Source organism: Paenibacillus sp. HGH0039 (genome assembly GCF_000411255.1).
GTDB lineage: Bacteria > Bacillota > Bacilli > Paenibacillales > NBRC-103111 > Paenibacillus_F.
This window is the reverse complement of the sequence record NZ_KE150412.1, coordinates 2,436,309-2,450,975: the sequence shown is the minus strand read 5'-3', so window position 1 is coordinate 2,450,975 and position 14,667 is coordinate 2,436,309. Positions and strand designations below refer to the sequence as shown.

15 protein-coding genes are annotated in these 14,667 nt (G+C 53.0%); 11 read left to right on the top strand and 4 right to left on the bottom strand.

Annotation, left to right across the window (positions count from 1 at the left end):
- Nucleotides 1-141 precede the first annotated feature (141 nt).
- The 3 genes from hpaB to HMPREF1207_RS10615 all read left to right on the top strand — a co-directional run bounded on the left by hpaB (nt 142) and on the right by HMPREF1207_RS10615 (nt 2,681).
- Nucleotides 142-1,614 carry a 4-hydroxyphenylacetate 3-monooxygenase, oxygenase component gene (gene hpaB, locus HMPREF1207_RS10625; RefSeq protein WP_009671418.1) on the top strand — a complete coding sequence of 491 codons (1,473 nt, stop codon included), beginning with the start codon at nt 142-144 and terminating at the stop codon, nt 1,612-1,614.
- 195 nt (nt 1,615-1,809) lie between these two features.
- The gene (locus HMPREF1207_RS10620; RefSeq protein ID WP_009671402.1) at nt 1,810-2,106 is read left to right on the top strand and encodes a putative quinol monooxygenase; all 297 of its coding nucleotides are present in this window, start codon (nt 1,810-1,812) and stop codon (nt 2,104-2,106) included.
- 170 nt (nt 2,107-2,276) lie between these two features.
- Nucleotides 2,277-2,681, top strand: coding sequence for a VOC family protein (locus tag HMPREF1207_RS10615; protein ID WP_009671432.1), 405 nt, complete (start codon nt 2,277-2,279; stop codon nt 2,679-2,681).
- Between the two features lie 89 nt (nt 2,682-2,770).
- Here HMPREF1207_RS10615 and HMPREF1207_RS10610 read toward each other — a convergent pair whose 3' ends face one another.
- Nucleotides 2,771-4,648 carry a bifunctional metallophosphatase/5'-nucleotidase gene (locus HMPREF1207_RS10610; protein WP_009671405.1) on the bottom strand — a complete coding sequence of 626 codons (1,878 nt, stop codon included), beginning with the start codon at nt 4,646-4,648 and terminating at the stop codon, nt 2,771-2,773.
- Nucleotides 4,649-4,934: 286 nt separating this feature from the next.
- Between HMPREF1207_RS10610 and HMPREF1207_RS10605 the strand changes: the two genes are divergently transcribed.
- The 4 genes from HMPREF1207_RS10605 to HMPREF1207_RS10590 all read left to right on the top strand — a co-directional run bounded on the left by HMPREF1207_RS10605 (nt 4,935) and on the right by HMPREF1207_RS10590 (nt 9,736).
- Nucleotides 4,935-5,900, top strand: a complete 966-nt coding sequence (locus tag HMPREF1207_RS10605; protein ID WP_009671421.1) for a sugar-binding transcriptional regulator — start codon at nt 4,935-4,937, stop codon at nt 5,898-5,900.
- Between the two features lie 76 nt (nt 5,901-5,976).
- Nucleotides 5,977-6,810 carry a purine-nucleoside phosphorylase gene (locus HMPREF1207_RS10600; protein WP_009671415.1) on the top strand — a complete coding sequence of 278 codons (834 nt, stop codon included), beginning with the start codon at nt 5,977-5,979 and terminating at the stop codon, nt 6,808-6,810.
- Between the two features lie 274 nt (nt 6,811-7,084).
- Nucleotides 7,085-8,398, top strand: a complete 1,314-nt coding sequence (locus HMPREF1207_RS10595) for an amidohydrolase family protein (RefSeq protein WP_170318592.1) — start codon at nt 7,085-7,087, stop codon at nt 8,396-8,398.
- A gap of 117 nt (nt 8,399-8,515) precedes the next feature.
- Nucleotides 8,516-9,736, top strand: coding sequence for an NCS2 family permease (locus HMPREF1207_RS10590; protein WP_442950132.1), 1,221 nt, complete (start codon nt 8,516-8,518; stop codon nt 9,734-9,736).
- Between the two features lie 102 nt (nt 9,737-9,838).
- Here HMPREF1207_RS10590 and HMPREF1207_RS30760 read toward each other — a convergent pair whose 3' ends face one another.
- The gene (locus HMPREF1207_RS30760; protein ID WP_196809658.1) at nt 9,839-10,012 is read right to left on the bottom strand and encodes an aspartyl-phosphate phosphatase Spo0E family protein; all 174 of its coding nucleotides are present in this window, start codon (nt 10,010-10,012) and stop codon (nt 9,839-9,841) included.
- A 285-nt stretch (nt 10,013-10,297) separates the two neighbouring features.
- Here HMPREF1207_RS30760 and HMPREF1207_RS29790 point away from each other — a divergent pair, with 285 nt between their 5' ends.
- The 4 genes from HMPREF1207_RS29790 (at nt 10,298) to HMPREF1207_RS10570 (ending at nt 13,140) form a co-directional block, all read left to right on the top strand.
- On the top strand, nt 10,298-10,447 hold the full coding sequence (locus HMPREF1207_RS29790; RefSeq protein WP_009671400.1) for a hypothetical protein: 150 nt from the start codon (nt 10,298-10,300) through the stop codon (nt 10,445-10,447).
- A 26-nt stretch (nt 10,448-10,473) separates the two neighbouring features.
- Complete coding sequence (locus HMPREF1207_RS10580; protein WP_009671424.1) at nt 10,474-11,247, top strand: MerR family transcriptional regulator; 774 nt, start codon at nt 10,474-10,476, stop codon at nt 11,245-11,247.
- Complete coding sequence (locus HMPREF1207_RS10575; RefSeq protein ID WP_016423652.1) at nt 11,244-11,900, top strand: GAP family protein; 657 nt, start codon at nt 11,244-11,246, stop codon at nt 11,898-11,900. The genes HMPREF1207_RS10580 and HMPREF1207_RS10575 overlap by 4 nt, the downstream gene beginning before the upstream one ends.
- Nucleotides 11,901-12,459: 559 nt before the next feature.
- The gene (locus HMPREF1207_RS10570) at nt 12,460-13,140 is read left to right on the top strand and encodes a 4'-phosphopantetheinyl transferase family protein (RefSeq protein WP_016423651.1); all 681 of its coding nucleotides are present in this window, start codon (nt 12,460-12,462) and stop codon (nt 13,138-13,140) included.
- Here the strand turns inward: HMPREF1207_RS10570 and HMPREF1207_RS10565 are convergent.
- Both HMPREF1207_RS10565 and HMPREF1207_RS10560 read right to left on the bottom strand, forming a co-directional pair.
- Complete coding sequence (locus HMPREF1207_RS10565) at nt 13,103-14,095, bottom strand: DNA-3-methyladenine glycosylase family protein (RefSeq protein WP_009671401.1); 993 nt, start codon at nt 14,093-14,095, stop codon at nt 13,103-13,105. The two genes, HMPREF1207_RS10570 and HMPREF1207_RS10565, sit on opposite strands and share 38 nt — an antisense overlap.
- Nucleotides 14,055-14,621, bottom strand: a complete 567-nt coding sequence (locus HMPREF1207_RS10560) for a methylated-DNA--[protein]-cysteine S-methyltransferase (RefSeq protein ID WP_016423650.1) — start codon at nt 14,619-14,621, stop codon at nt 14,055-14,057. The genes HMPREF1207_RS10565 and HMPREF1207_RS10560 overlap by 41 nt, the downstream gene beginning before the upstream one ends.
- Nucleotides 14,622-14,667 lie beyond the last annotated feature (46 nt).

Genomic DNA, 14,667 nt, shown 5'->3' with positions numbered 1-14,667 from the left:
TTTGTCTAAAGGAATAAGGCTTGTCCCCCCAGGCTCATCTCAGGATGGAAAATCGCTCCGATTACCCGCCCGTTAGGTATGCGCTCATACCAACCCGCCTTCGCCCGAATAATGTAACCTTAGAGCGAGGAGGCGATTCTAATGCCCGTTAAAAACGGCAGCGAGTATATAGAACGGATTAACCGGCATCTTCCCGGCGTTTGGATTGCGGGTGAACGGGTGCGGGGATTGATTTCAGAGCATCCAGCTTTCAAGGGACTGATGGCGACTCAAGCTTCCATGTATGATATGCAGCAGGCGGAGGAATGGCAAGCGAAAATGACGTATGCTTCCCCTTCGACAGGGGACCCGGTCGGATTGTCCTTCCTGCAGCCGAAGACGAAGAAGGATCTTGCGCTGCGCAGGCAGATGATGCAGGCGTGGGCATCGGTCCATCACGGTTTCCTGGGGCGTGCTCCCGATTATATGAACACGGCCATAATGGCTTTCGGCGCAGCGGCGGGTCTGATCGAGAAGGAAAATCCCGAATACGGGGATAACTTAAGGCGGTATTACGAATATTGCCGGGAAAACGACGTGACGCTCTCACACGTGTTTATTCAGCCGAAAGCGGCGAGAATGTCCACTTTTCTGCGGACCTTCGAGGAACACGCCGCCGCCCGGGTGGTCGAGAAGAATAAAGACGGGATCGTGGTCCGGGGCGCGTTCTTGCTGGATACGCAAGGGGCGACGTCGGATGAAATCCTCGTTTTTCCAGCCCCTTTTCCGTATGCAGGCAGCGAGGACAGTCCGCACGCATTCGCTTTTGCGGTGCCGAGCAATCTGGCCGGCGTGAGCTTCGTATGCAGAGAGAGCTTCGTCGGGGGCGAATCGGCTTACAACTACCCCCTAAGCTCCCGGTACGAGGAAATGGATACGCTGGTCCTTTTCGAAGACGCGCTCGTGCCGTGGGACCGTGTGTTTATATGCGGGGATGAAAGGATGGCCTGGCAGCTTGTGGACGAAAGCCGGTTCCATATCCACGCCGGTATGCAGATCATGTGCAAAAACATCGCCAAAACGGAATTCATTCTGGGCACTCTCGAAAGAATGGTCGAAGCAGGAGGCCTCGACAGCCACAGCCATGTAACCGAGAAAGTAACGGAAGTTATCGTGGCTTTGGAGACGCTCAAGGCGCTCCAGGTTGCGGCGGAAAAAGGGGCGTCCCGGGATAAATGGGGAAGTATGCTGCCCGACCCGAAGCCGCTTCTTGCGGCCAACTCCTATTTTCCGAAAGTGTATCCGCGGTTTGTGGAAATCATCCAGTTGATCGGAGCCAGCGGGCTGATCATGATTCCGGACGAAGCCGATTTCGGCACCGAGATTGGCGGGCAGTTGAACCTTTACTTGAAGGGGATTGACCTGAGCGCCGAAGAAAACGTGAAATTATCCCGGCTTGCGTGGGAGCTTAGCGTCAGCGCGTTCGGCGGCAGGCAGGCGGTTTACGAGCGTTTTTTCTTCGGAAACGCTGCGGTTGTAGACGGACGTTTGTACAACACCTATAAAGAACGGGAAGCGTTAGGACGCCGGGTTCAGGATTTCTTGTCGGGAAAAGACGGAAAGGGATTGGGTTAAGTTTTGCCGGTAAAAGTTGAAAAAAGTTTCGGCTCGGGCCGGGGCTTTTTTTTGCTTTTCGGTCTTTTTTCTTTTATATTATTTATAGATGAATATTTTATTGTTGAATTAATTAAGAGGGCTAACGTTTGGAAAACATACAAGAGAGCCCCCTGCGGGGAAAGGCTGTCTAACCTACGAGGAGGATAACCTGTCATGATTATTATTCACGCGGCCATGCGGCTGCAGCCGGGCAAAGACGAGGCGTTTCTGAAAGAAATTCTTCCGCTCGTGGAAGCTTCGAGAGGCGAGGGCGGCAACGTTTCGTATGATCTGTACAAACATGCGGAGAAGGAGCATGCCTACACGATGGTGGAGGTCTGGAAAGATGAGCAGGCTGTGGCCAGCCACAATTCCAGCGCTCATTTCAAGGCTTTCACCGGCAAAGCCGGCGAATTTCTTGCTGCTCCGCTGGATGTGAAAGTTTATGCGGCCGAGGCGGTAAAGGTGTAGAAGATGGTGCAAAACAAGCTGCCGCCTGCAGGTTACAGACGGCGGCTTGTTCTGTTCCGTTTACCGGGATAAAACATTGCGGCGATCCTAAAGATGGATTACTATCGGGTTTGTGCACAGCCTGTACACATACACACATCCATAAGCAGGCCGCAAAGGAGAATCGCGTCATGTCCGCAAAAGTTATCCACCATATCTGCATTCAGACGAGCTGTTATGAACAATCACTCGCATTTTACCGGGATGCGCTCGGCTTCGAGGTTGTGCAGGAAACGCCTGATTTTCATACACGGGCTTATAATTCCTGGCTGCGGCTCGGCGAGTTTTATATCGAGCTGCAAACCGGCAAGGCCGGTGAAGAGCTTCAGCCGGTGAATACGAGTTCGCGGGGAATCGTTCATTTTTGTCTATGGACCGAGGATCTTGAAGAAGAGGTCCGCCGTTTGAAGGATTCCGGAGCGGAGTTCAGGCTTAAAAACGGCCGGGAAATTTATACGGTAGAGAACGGGAAGCTGTGCAAGCTGACGGCGCCCGAAGGAACGATTATCGAACTGAGGGATACGAAAGGGATCTGACCGGTAAAAAAGAAAGGCCCGCAGACGGGAAATTCTGCGGGCCTTTCTTTTTTTTGCAAGCCGCTAACCGGTCGGGCAGCGTGCCGCTCTTATTTTACTTCGACGATACGTCCTTCGACCTTCGGATTAACGGTTCCCTGCTTGATCAAGGCTTCTTCCACGACATCGTAAAGCGTGAAGCCGGAGTCGAACACTTTCTTATCCTTCATCATGGCATAGCCGTCACCGCCGGCCGCGATGAAGTCATTCGTAGCCAGCTTGTAGGTCTTGTCCGGATCAACCGGCTCGCCTTTCACTTTCAGCTCCACCACTCTTTCGCCGGCAGGCTTGCTGCGGTTGTAAGTGAACGTCATGCCGCCGATTTGCGGGAAGCGCCCTTCGCCACTCTCCACTTTGCCGACTCCGTTTTCGAGTGCCGCTCTCAGCTCGCTGCCTGTAAGCTCCAGGACGACAAGAGTGTTCGGGAACGGGAGCACGTCGTACAGATTTTTCTTCGTGATGTCTCCGGCTTTCACCTGGGTCCGGATACCGCCGCCGTTAATAAGCGCAACATCGGCTTCCTGTCCGCCGATCGTCTTCGTTTTGGCGAGCATGGCATCGGCGATCAGGTTGCCGAGATTGGTTTCCTTCGCGCGTACGAGGGTGCGTTCTCCGTCAAGCTGAACGTCGGTTTTGGCGATTTTCACATCAAGCTGTCCGTCTACACGGCCGACGATATCTTTAACCAGCTTCGCCATCTCGGCATCGGGCTCTACTTTCTCGTCATACTCGATCAGGCCGCCGGTAAAGCCGACAAGTTCCTTGTTGTAATAGTACAAGTCCGCGCGGCCCATCGACTTGCCGTATTCCCAGTCCTGTACGATGTACGTGCCGTTTACGAGCTCCGGCTTCGTCAGCTGGGTGTGGGAGTGGCCGCCGATGATCAGGTCGATGCCGGGAACCGTCTTCGCCATTTCGCGGTCGACTTCGATGCCGTTGTGGCAGACGACGATGACGTGATCGACTTTCTTTTTCAGCTCGGGCACAAGCTGTTTCGCTACTTCGATCGGGTCCTTGAACTCCAGCGCCTTCACGTTGTCCGGATGAGTCACGATCGGTGTATCCGCGGTCGTAAAGCCGAGGATGGCGAATTTCTTGCCGCCGATTTCGGTATAATGCACCGGCTGGAGCAGCTCCGTGCCGTCTTCTTTTTTGAACACGTTGGAAGAAATGATCGGGTGATCGACCATGCCTTTGAGCTTGAGCAGCTGCTCGTAGCCGAAGTCGAATTCATGGTTGCCCGCCGCCTGCGCGTCGTAATCGAGGTAGTTCAGAAGCGGCACGATGGACTCGCCCTTGAACAGATTGGCGAAGACGGTTCCCTGGAAAGTGTCGCCCGCATCCATCAGCATGAAATTAGGGTTTTCCGCCCGCATTTCTTTCACGAGCGTTGCGATTTTAGCGTAGCCGAACTCTTTCAGCGATTTGTTTTCTTCGATATGTCCGTGAACGTCGTTGGTGTGTCCGATCGTAATATGTAAGGTGATGGCTTGGCCGAGGGCCTGCAGAAAATCTTTCCGGGATACGGAGTCGGCACCGGCCGTCAGTTTGATGTCGTACCCGGCTTTCTTGGCGATTTCGGTAACGGCTGCGGCGCTGAGTACGGCGTCCGGCGTTTTTACTTCCGGTTCGCTCAGCAGTCCCTGTTTTTTGGCCCAGGACAGGGAAGCCGAAGCCCAGTGGGAAATCGAAGCGTCCGTCGTCAGAGAAGCTCCCTTGGAACGGGCGAGAATCGTAGCGAGCTCCGCTGTCGAAACACTGCGGTCCAGCGCCAGGCCGCCGCCTTCGTAGCCTTCGATGATCGCTTTCTTTTGCATCCAGTCGGTATGGCTGAGCTGTGGTGCCGTCTGGGCGTAAATCGAAGTGGCCAGAATAGAAGATATGATTGCGCTTACAGATAAAGCCGAAACAAATTTGCCTTTGAACAAAAGAATTCCCCCTTAACAAAAGTAGACCCATTGTAACATGAGCCTTTGGGGGCAACAATAGAGGTATAGCGAACATAGTTTGTCAATTTGTGCACGGACGCCGCCGTAAACGCTCTCAAAAATGGTATAATGAAGAGAAGTGCTTACTGAATTCACGCTCATCTTCATTCATTTCCGGCCTGGATTGGATTGATTTTCATAAAAGGATGTTTTATACTCAGGGAATGAAATGATGTCACTTTTATATTGAACATAATTTCATAATGCGAGGCAGGGAAAAGCTCCAATGGAAGATGAAAAGCTCAGAAAGATTATCGAGGTAGCTAAATTATACTACCAGCTGGACTATAATCAGAACCAGATTGCGCAAATGCTCGGCTTATCCCGTCCGACCGTGTCGCGTCTGCTGCAGCAGGCCAAGACAGAAGGAATCGTGAAGATTCACATCGCGGACCCCTCGGAAGATTGCGAGGCTCTTGCGGTTACCTTACGGGAGAAGTTTCATTTGAAAAAAGCGGTGGTCGCTTTCGTACCGACTTATGACGACGAAATCGTCAAGAAATTTATCGGCGAAGCGGCCGCGCAGTACTTGATGACCACGGTAAAAGACAAAGATATTATCGGGGCTTCGTGGGGAACCACGATGTATCAGGTGGCGGCGAACCTTCAGCAGAAGGGGCTGACGGATTCCCGCGTCGTGCAGCTGAACGGAGGCGTGAGCCATGCGGACATTACGATCTCTCCGTCTGAAATCATCTATCTGTTCAGCCGGGCGTTTCACGTTACGCCGTATTTCCTCTATCTCCCGGCTATCGTCGATCACAGTCTGGTCAAGCAGGCGATTCAGTCCGACCGGCATATCCGCCGCGTGCTGGATCTCGGGAAGCTGGCCAATATCGCGATCTTTACGGTCGGGCTGCCGGATGCCGAATCGGTGCTGATCCAGTCCAATTACATGACCGAGGAAGATTTGGAGATTATTCAGAGCAGAGCCGTGGGCGACATTTGCTCGCGATATTTCGACGATAAAGGGCAGATCTGCCATACCAGCCTGAACGACCGCACCATCGGCATCGAGCTGGAGGATTTAAAGGAGAAAGAACAGGCGATTCTCGTAGCCGGCGGAATGAGAAAGGTAAACGCCATTTACGGCGCGCTCCGCGGCGGCTATGCGAATACGCTCATCACCGACCAGATGACGGCCAAAGCGCTCATCGCCAAACATGACGGCGGGCAGACGGCAACAGCCTGACGGCGGGCCCGCAGGATACGCGGCGCGCCCCGGCCGGGCTGTCTTGTACCGCAGCAAACCAGGGGGACTTCACGAGATGACACAGACAACACAGACTAACCACGTATCGCAGGCGGCTGCCTATATTAAGGACAAGTTATCGTTTACGCCGCAGGTCGGCCTTATTCTCGGTTCTGGCCTCGGCGTTCTCGCCGATGAAATCGAGAATCCGGTCGTTATTCCTTATCACGAGATTCCCGGCTTCCCGGTATCGACGGTTGAGGGACATGCCGGCCGGCTCGTATGCGGAATGCTGCAAGGCAAGCCGGTTGTCGCCATGCAGGGACGCTTTCACTATTACGAAGGATACGCCATGAATAAGGTCGTCTTTCCCGTTTTCGTCATGAGGCAGCTCGGCGTGAAGACGCTTCTCCTGACCAATGCCGCGGGCGGGGTCGACGTAAGCCTGGAACCGGGGGATCTGATGCTGATCTCCGATCACATCAACCTGATGGCGTCCAATCCGCTGATTGGACCGAGCGACGCGCAGCTCGGTCCGCGCTTTCCCGATATGTCGGAGGCTTACTCGAAAAGACTGCGCGAAGCGGCGCGCGAAACCGCCGGCTCGCTGAACATGAGCCTGAAAGAAGGCGTATACGCGGGCCTTACGGGCCCTTCGTACGAAACGCCGGCCGAAATCCGCATGGTGCGGGCGCTCGGAGGAGACGCGGTAGGCATGTCTACCGTGCCGGAGGCAATCGCCGCGAGCTATGCGGGGCTTGAAGTGCTGGGCATCTCCTGCATTTCCAACATGGCCGCGGGCATCCTGGAGCAGCCGCTTTCCCATGCGGAAGTCATGGAGACGACCGAGATGGTGCGCGCTAATTTCATAGCGCTGATCAAAGGCATCATCGGCCGCAGCGACCTGTAGAGCGAGTCCGACCGCCTGCCCGGTTCTCTTCAAGGAATCCTGGATATTGCCGTCCAGGGTTCTTTTTTGCGCCCGGAAAAGGGAGCGGAACGTTGTGCAAGAAGGACGGCATAAAAATAGAATAGACAGATATAAAATAAATTTCAAATTAATATTTACATATGTTCATGTCGAACCTATAATAGGTGTAATGTATTCCGGTTTCACAAATACTAGCCCCTGACAGCGGGTTTCATGCCTTACCTTTTTCTACAACTTAGACAAGTCTGGAGAGATGGTTTTGAATACAGCCTATGTGAACGGTCACTTTTTTACGATGGATGAAAGCAGCCGGCAGTACAAAAGCGGATTGATGGCCGTCAGCGGCGACACGATCGATTACATCGGCGATCATTCCGAACAGCGGCTGGCCGCGGCGGACCGGGTCGTCGATCTGGGCGGCAAATGGGTTATGCCCGGCCTCGTCAATGTCCACTCCCATATCGTGATGACCATCCTGCGGGGAATCGGCGACGATATGCTGCTGAAGCCGTGGCTGGAGACGAAGATTTGGCCGATGGAAGCCAAGTTTACGCCGGAGATCGCGTCTGTGAGCACCCGGCTCGGCATTCTGGAGATGCTGAAGTCGGGTACGACGACTTTCTCGGATATGTTCAATCCGAACGGCATCGACCTGGACGGCATCATGCAGGAAATCGCCGATACGGGCATCCGCGGCGCATTCTCGCATACGATTTTCAGCCTGGGCACGGAGCGGCAGCAGCGGGACAACATCGCCGGCGCAGAGCGGTTCGCGAAACGGTTCCGCACGTTCGCTGACGGACGTCTGACGACGATGGTTGCGCCCCACAGCCCGTATGCGTGCACACCGGCGGCGCTGGAGGAAAGCGCGCGGATCGCGGCCGAGAACGGCCTGATGGTGCACATCCACGTGTCGGAGACGGATCTGGAGATCCGCGACATCGAGAGCCGCTACGGCGTGCGTCCCGTGGAGCACCTTCGACGCCTGGGCCTGTTCGACCGGCCGACTGTGATGGCTCACGGAGTCGTTCTTAATGAGGAAGAAAGAGCGATTCTTCATCAATATGATGTACGGGTGGCTCATAATCCCATCAGCAACTTGAAGCTGGGATCGGGAGTGGCGGATGTTGCCGCGCTTCTGGAAGCGGGAGTCAAGGTCGGCATCGCCACGGACAGCACCGCGTCCAACAACAACCTCGATATGTTCGAGGAGATGAGGACAGCGGCCCTGCTGCAGAAAGGGATTTACAAAGACGCGAGCAAGCTTCCCGCCGAAACGGTGCTGGCGCTGGCTACACGTGTCGGAGCCGATGTTATCGGCATGGGCCATACGGGATCGCTGGAGCCGGGGAAGAAGGCGGATTTTATCACCATCGATCCGTCCGACAAGCCGCATCTTCAGCCGCTGGAACAGGCGTTTTCGCATCTGCTCTACGCCGCAAGCGGACGTGACGTCTGCGATGTGTATGTCGGCGGAGCAGCCGTTGTGCGCGACGGAAGCTGCCTGACGATCGACGAAGAAAAGATCTTGGCGGAGGCCAACCGTCTGCAGGCTAAGCTGCGCTAAATCCGCTGCGCGGACTGCGGTTGACTGACGGGGCAGAGTGGAGGAATAGAAGTGATTCGGGGTCTTAACCGGTATTTTCAATTGGAAGCCCACGGGACGACGTGGAAAAGAGAGCTGATGGCAGGTCTCACCTCGTTCTTTACGAGTGCGTACATTATGCTCGTCAATCCCCTTATCCTGCAGGATACGGGAATGCCGCTGAGCGCGGGAGTGCTTGCCACCATTGCGGCGACCGTTATCGGCTGTCTGATGATGGCCCTATGGGCGAATGCGCCTATTATTGTCATCCCCGGCATGGGGCTGAACGCGTTCTTTACCTACACGATCGTCCAGTCGCTGGGACTTTCCTGGCAGCAGGCGCTTGCCGTTGTCGTCGTGTCGGGTGTCATTTTCCTGCTTGCGAGCGTCTCTTCGTTCGGCGGCAAAATTTTATCGGCGGTACCCGCTTCGCTGAAGCACGGGATTACCGCGGGAATCGGCCTCATGCTTACGTTTATCGGCCTTCAGAAAGGCCAAATCATTCAGCCTGATTCCGTCAATTACGTGGCACTCGGCAGTTTTACGAGTCCGGTCACGCTGGCGACGCTTATCGGATTGGCAGTTACGTTCATGCTGTTTGTCCGCAACATAAAAGGAAGCCTGCTCATCGGAATCGGGTTTACGAGCTTGCTGACGCTCGGACTCGCAGGAACAGGAGATGTGGCCGATAAAGCGGTCGATCTGAAGGCTTACGGGCAAGTCCTGGGAGCCGCCGATTTCAGCGTCATGCAGATTCCGTTCTGGATCGCGGTCTTTTCCATGACGATGATCGTCCTGTTCGAGAACATGGGTCTGCTCAGCGGCATGCTGCCGGATAAGGAAAAGTTCCCGAAGGCTTACCGGGTCGTGGCGGTGTCCACGATCGTATCCGGCTTCTTCGGGACCAGTCCGACCATCGCTTCGGCCGAAAGCACCTCCGGCATTTCCGAAGGCGGCCGGACAGGCGTCCCTCCGCTCGTAACGGCGGTCCTGTTCTTGCTCTCCGCCCTGGCGCTGCCCGTCATCGGGCTGATTCCCGGCAACGCCGTCGCGCCGGTGCTCATGATTATCGGAGCGCTGATGATGATGAGCGTGAAGGATATTCCATTCAACGATTTCTCGGAATATTTGCCCGCGTTTCTCATCGTGGTGTGCATTCCGCTGACGTCCAGCATCGCGGACGGTCTCGCTTTCGGCTTCATCGCGTATCCTCTGACGAAGGCGGCCATCGGCCAGTGGAGAAAATGCTCGCCTCTGCTGTACGCGATTGCCGCGCTCTTTGTCCTGAACTTCGTGGCTTCCGCCGTGTTCGTACATTAAACAGGGAAACCGCACGGGAGGCAGCTCCCGGAGCCCGATAATCGGCGTCGCAAAACGGGCGGCCATCCACTGGAGTCCGAGTCGGGCACCTATTCTAGGATATTAAGGTGAGTGACCTGGAAAGTTTCTCGCTTCAAGCGTCGATTGCCCCTCAGCAATCGGCTTTTTATTTTGAACGACACATTTATTAGACTGGTTGATCAAATTGTCAATCTCTTGGGACTTAGACAATGTTCGGCTATCCAAAATGCCATATTGAGCAACTAATAGACACAATAACTCACGTTCTCTTAGTTTAAGATCAATTACGTTGAACCGTATCGCCGCTCATCCCGCATCCAACGACATCTAACAGATGAATCAAGAAGATCAGAAGCCTGGTTCCATTAGAAAGATGGAAAGCAGGCTTCTTTTGTTAATCTCCTGTGAAATATTCTACTGATAAAAAACTTGAAAGTGACGTTGCGTCATCTTGTATAATCAAGCAAATGATGAGGCTCCTCTTGAGTTATGTTCATTAAGTCAGGGGAAAAGAGATTTATACAAAAGGGATGTGTAAAAATGAAACAAGGAGATATCATTATTTATGCATGTGTCATTATAGGAGCAGGGATTGGACTTATGTTGGATCAAGCATTTCCTGGAGTATTAGTCGGATTAGGGTTGGGGTATCTAATCAAATATGCTGTATATAAAGATAAAGAAAACTAGAATTGTTCATCGTTGGAGGTGTCAGCTTGATTCATATCAAAGAAGTAGCGAAACAGACTAAAATCACGGTCAGAACACTTCGGTACTATGATCAGATCGGATTATTGACAGCTTCATCCAAAACAGAAGGGGGACATCGTCTATATTCTGAAGAGGAGATGAAGAAGCTTCAATATATCCAATTTTTCAAAGGAATGGGTTACAAGTTGCAATTTATTAAAGATATATTATCTGACTCCAATTGGAATTGGCCGAACAGTTTGAAAAGCCAGTTAGCTTATATCCTTGAAGAACAGGAAAGATTAAGAGAAATAGAGTCGTCTGTGAGGGAATTGATAAATGGGATTGCAGTCGAAGGAGGGGATGAATGGCTTGCGGTACAGAAACTTATTCAGTTATCGAGTCAAAATAAAAAAAGATTGATAACCTTTAAGGAGAACGTGTTTAACGATAAGGAAATTAAGCTGTGGACAAAGCTCCCCAAAATGAAGGGAGAAGACCCTGATTCTCTGGAGTGGATTGCTTTGTTGGGTCAGATAAAACGATATACGAAAGATGATCCTGCTTCATCAAGAGTGCAAAACATAATACGCCGTATGTTGGAAAAACAAATGGAAGAATTCAAAGACGAAAACGAATTTATAAATAAATTATGGGATTTGAGGAAATCCCCAAAGCAATCTGAAAAACTCGGACTTTATCCTATAGATAAGGAAGTTCTTGATTTTATGGAACGAGCATATGACATTCACATTTCTTGCCTACAGGACTCTTCCTTCGAGCAAGGAGGAGAATCATGAGTCTGGAACTCCTTGTTTCGGTAGGGGGATTAGCCTTATTAGATACGCTGAGTCCTACAACATTAGGGGTGACGGTATATTTGCTGTTAACTGAAAAGGAGCGATTAAGTACACGCTTAATGATCTACTTGGTTACAGTAGCGGCATTTTATTTTTTTGTAGGTGTTGCTTTCATGTTAGGCATGGATATGTTACTAGCTGCGTTCTCCTCCATCTTTCAAAATCGGATTGTGAGTTGGGTTACGCTGATCATTGGGGGAATTCTGTTTATAGCCAGCTTTTACTACCCAGAGAGTAAAAAATCGGATTTGCCAAGGTCGAAGTCCAAAAGTAAGACATCCATGATTGCACTCGGGTTTTCGACATCATTGATTGAGGTGGGTACAGCATTACCGTATTTTGCTGCGATTGGTCTTATGACAACCTCCAATTTAGCCGTTTTTCAGTGGCTCCCGATTTTAGCCGGTTATAATTTTATAATGGTCCTTCCGCCATTAATTGTGTTTTCCTTGCATTTATTATTGGGACGTGTGATGCAAAGACCATTGGAAAAGCTTCAAATCAAGATTTCAAAGCATTCAGGATCGGCTATTTCGTGGATCATGTGTATCGTTGGGCTGATTTTGATTTTTAATAGTTTGGATTATCTGTAAAGAGTTTAATGTATGCGGCTTGCTATCTAAAGATGTTAAGCTAACGGGTTCGTTAGTTGAATAACAACAACGGCAGTCTAAGATTTTATTTTCAAAGAACAAATGCTCATTCTTAGTTCGTTTAAGTTCAACTCCTCAACGCCTTTCATCCATTCTGACTAATGATTTCAAGAAGAACTGTCATTTTTAGTAACAGCAGGATTACGCTCCGGGAAATGCCGCTTCGATAGTGGAGGCGCTCAACAAAAGCCAGACGATACTTGGTACCGCGAGGCTTTTTTGGCATGCGAATAAGCATCCGGGCCCGTCAAGGTCCTTCAGGCAGAGAGGGCGCTGCCGTGCATCGGGTGATCTCAGTCTTGCCGCTTCGTCATACATACCGGGCTTTGTGTCCGGCGGTGTTTTTAACCGCGCCGTATAAAAGGGACGGCGAGGATAGGGGGAAGGTCCCACACAAGCTCTTACTTTTGGTACAATAAGGAAGAAAGGGCAGACTCCCTTGAAAGCAGGCTCTGCCTGCCTCGGTTAAGCCGACAACTTCGATTATTGGGGATATAAGATGGACATTTATGCGATAAACATACGTTTCGACGAAGAAGAGATTATACAACATGCGGACCGGCTGATGGTTCATCTGTCGGAGGAGAAGCGGGCCAAGGCCCAAAGGTTCCACCGGATGGAGGACCGCGTGAGGGCGGTTGCAGCGGATGCCCTCGCGAGGTGGTGCCTTTGCCGGAAATTGGCCGCCGCTAACCCGGAGCTGCGCTTCGGGACGAATGCCTACGGCAAGCCGTATGTGACCGCGCCCCGTACCGGCGTCCATTACAACGTGACGCATTCGGGCTGCTGGGTCGCGGCGGCCGTTTCCGAAGAAGAAGTCGGCATTGACGTGGAGCAGATCCAGCAGGTGGATCTGGATATTGCCGAACGCTTTTTTTCTGCCGCGGAAAAAGCCGACCTCTTCAGCCTCCCTCCGGAGGAGCGGCTGGATTATTTCTTCGATCTGTGGACGCTGAAGGAAAGCTACATCAAAGCGGTCGGCAAAGGCTTGTCGATTCCGCTGGACTCTTTTGCCATCCGCAAGAGGGAAAGCGGCGTGTTCGAGCTGGAGCCGCAGCCGACCCATGTTTTCAAGCAGTATGAGCTGGACGGGCCTTACAAATTGTCCGTTTGCTCGACTTCGGACAATTTTCCGGATGAAGTTACCTTGCTGCGTCTGGAAGATCTGGTGTTTGAATAGCAAGAGAACCCTCCGGCAGGAGGCTTCTCCACAAATAAAACACCGCATAAGCCTCCCAGCCCCGCCAGGGAGCGAAAAGCTGCCGGATCTCTTCGAGAGCCGGCTTTTGCGTGCGGCGCAGCAGCTGTTTCAGGGCGTTGTGAAGCCCCGCGTCCCCGATAGGGAAAGCGGCCGGATTCCGCAGGCAGCGCATCAGCACGTAATGCGCGGTCCACGGACCGATGCCGCGTATGGCGAGCAGGGTGCGCTCGGCGGCCTCATAGGAACCGGAAGCGAGAAGAGCTTCCTTCGACAGCGTGCCGCTGTCCATTAGACCCGCCACATGGAGGATGTATTCGGCTTTCTTGCCGGTGAACTGGAGCTGCCGCAACTCTTCCACGGTCACGCCCGCCAGGTCCCCCGGTTTCGGGAACAGCCAGTAGGTGCGGCCTTCCCAGACCAGCTTTTTGCCGTAGTTTTCTACAAGCCTGCGCTTGAGCGTATAAGCGAACGTTAAATTAATCTGCTGCCCCGCGATCGCCCAGCAGAGGGCTTCGAACAAATGCGGCACGCCGATGATGCGGAGCCCGTAATACCCGGAAGCTAACGGACCGAGCAGCGGATCGGACTGTGCGACCGCATAGAAGGGCGTCATGTCTCTGGCGAGGTCCATCCATTCCGCCGTGTAGGCCACCGCTTCTCGGACGGCGTTCGGATCTGCGGGCGGACCCTGCAAAAACAAGAGCTGGAGCCGACCGGGACCCGGCTCGCTGATTTCGACCGGAAGCAGTTCTTTTCCCGCTTCCAGCAGCTTGTAAATGCGGCGGTTCTCCACGCTGTGAAGGCACTCAAGGGGAGAGCGCGTCAGGTACAGAAGCGTTTCCGGATAACTGAACGCCGCCGGAGTTTCGATCTGCGCGATTCCCGTCTGTTCGTCAAAACTGAAAACGGGCGTGTCCTTTTGCCGTATAGTCATGGAATCCCTCCAGTCTGAGCAGCTCTTCTTTGACCTGAAGGCCTCCTCTGAAACCGGTGAGCGTCGCATTTTTGCCGATGACGCGGTGGCAGGGCACGATGATGGGAACGGGATTGGCGCCGTTGGCCGTACCGACCGCTCTTACGGCTGCGGGACTGCCCACGCTGGCCGCAATGTCGGAGTAGCTGCGCGTTTCGCCGAACGGAATTTCGGCAAGAGCTTTCCAGACGGAAGTCTGAAAAGCCGTGCCCCGCATGTCGAGCGGAACGTCGAATTGCTGCCGGGTCCCTTCGAGATACTCTTTTAGTTGAAGGAGATAGCCGGCCATCCGTTCTTCGTCTTCAATCAGCACGGCCCCGGGAATCTGCCTGGCGGCCCAGCTTTTCAGGGTGTCCAGACTCTCGGTCGGCCACGTAATGCGGCACAATCCCCGGTCTGTGGCGGCTATATATAAAGGTTTGTTCCGGAAAAGGGGATGCACCAGGGCCGCCCAATAAATTTCGGTTGTCGCCGAAAGAGTGTTCATTTTAGTTGCCTCCTGTTTGTCTCGGTTTGAATTGAATTGGCTTTAC

What these genes read in the sequence shown, in the direction of transcription:
- HMPREF1207_RS10560 (WP_016423650.1), bottom strand. Translation starts at nt 14,621, where the DNA reads ATGAACACTCTTTCGGCGACAACCGAAATTTATTGGGCGGCCCTGGTG.
- HMPREF1207_RS10605 (WP_009671421.1), top strand. Translation starts at nt 4,935, where the DNA reads ATGGAAGATGAAAAGCTCAGAAAGATTATCGAGGTAGCTAAATTATAC.
- HMPREF1207_RS10600 (WP_009671415.1), top strand. Translation starts at nt 5,977, where the DNA reads ATGACACAGACAACACAGACTAACCACGTATCGCAGGCGGCTGCCTAT.
- hpaB (WP_009671418.1), top strand. Translation starts at nt 142, where the DNA reads ATGCCCGTTAAAAACGGCAGCGAGTATATAGAACGGATTAACCGGCAT.
- HMPREF1207_RS10575 (WP_016423652.1), top strand. Translation starts at nt 11,244, where the DNA reads ATGAGTCTGGAACTCCTTGTTTCGGTAGGGGGATTAGCCTTATTAGAT.
- HMPREF1207_RS10570 (WP_016423651.1), top strand. Translation starts at nt 12,460, where the DNA reads ATGGACATTTATGCGATAAACATACGTTTCGACGAAGAAGAGATTATA.
- HMPREF1207_RS10565 (WP_009671401.1), bottom strand. Translation starts at nt 14,095, where the DNA reads ATGACTATACGGCAAAAGGACACGCCCGTTTTCAGTTTTGACGAACAG.
- HMPREF1207_RS10590 (WP_442950132.1), top strand. Translation starts at nt 8,516, where the DNA reads ATGGCAGGTCTCACCTCGTTCTTTACGAGTGCGTACATTATGCTCGTC.
- HMPREF1207_RS29790 (WP_009671400.1), top strand. Translation starts at nt 10,298, where the DNA reads ATGAAACAAGGAGATATCATTATTTATGCATGTGTCATTATAGGAGCA.
- HMPREF1207_RS10615 (WP_009671432.1), top strand. Translation starts at nt 2,277, where the DNA reads ATGTCCGCAAAAGTTATCCACCATATCTGCATTCAGACGAGCTGTTAT.
- HMPREF1207_RS10620 (WP_009671402.1), top strand. Translation starts at nt 1,810, where the DNA reads ATGATTATTATTCACGCGGCCATGCGGCTGCAGCCGGGCAAAGACGAG.
- HMPREF1207_RS10595 (WP_170318592.1), top strand. Translation starts at nt 7,085, where the DNA reads ATGGTTTTGAATACAGCCTATGTGAACGGTCACTTTTTTACGATGGAT.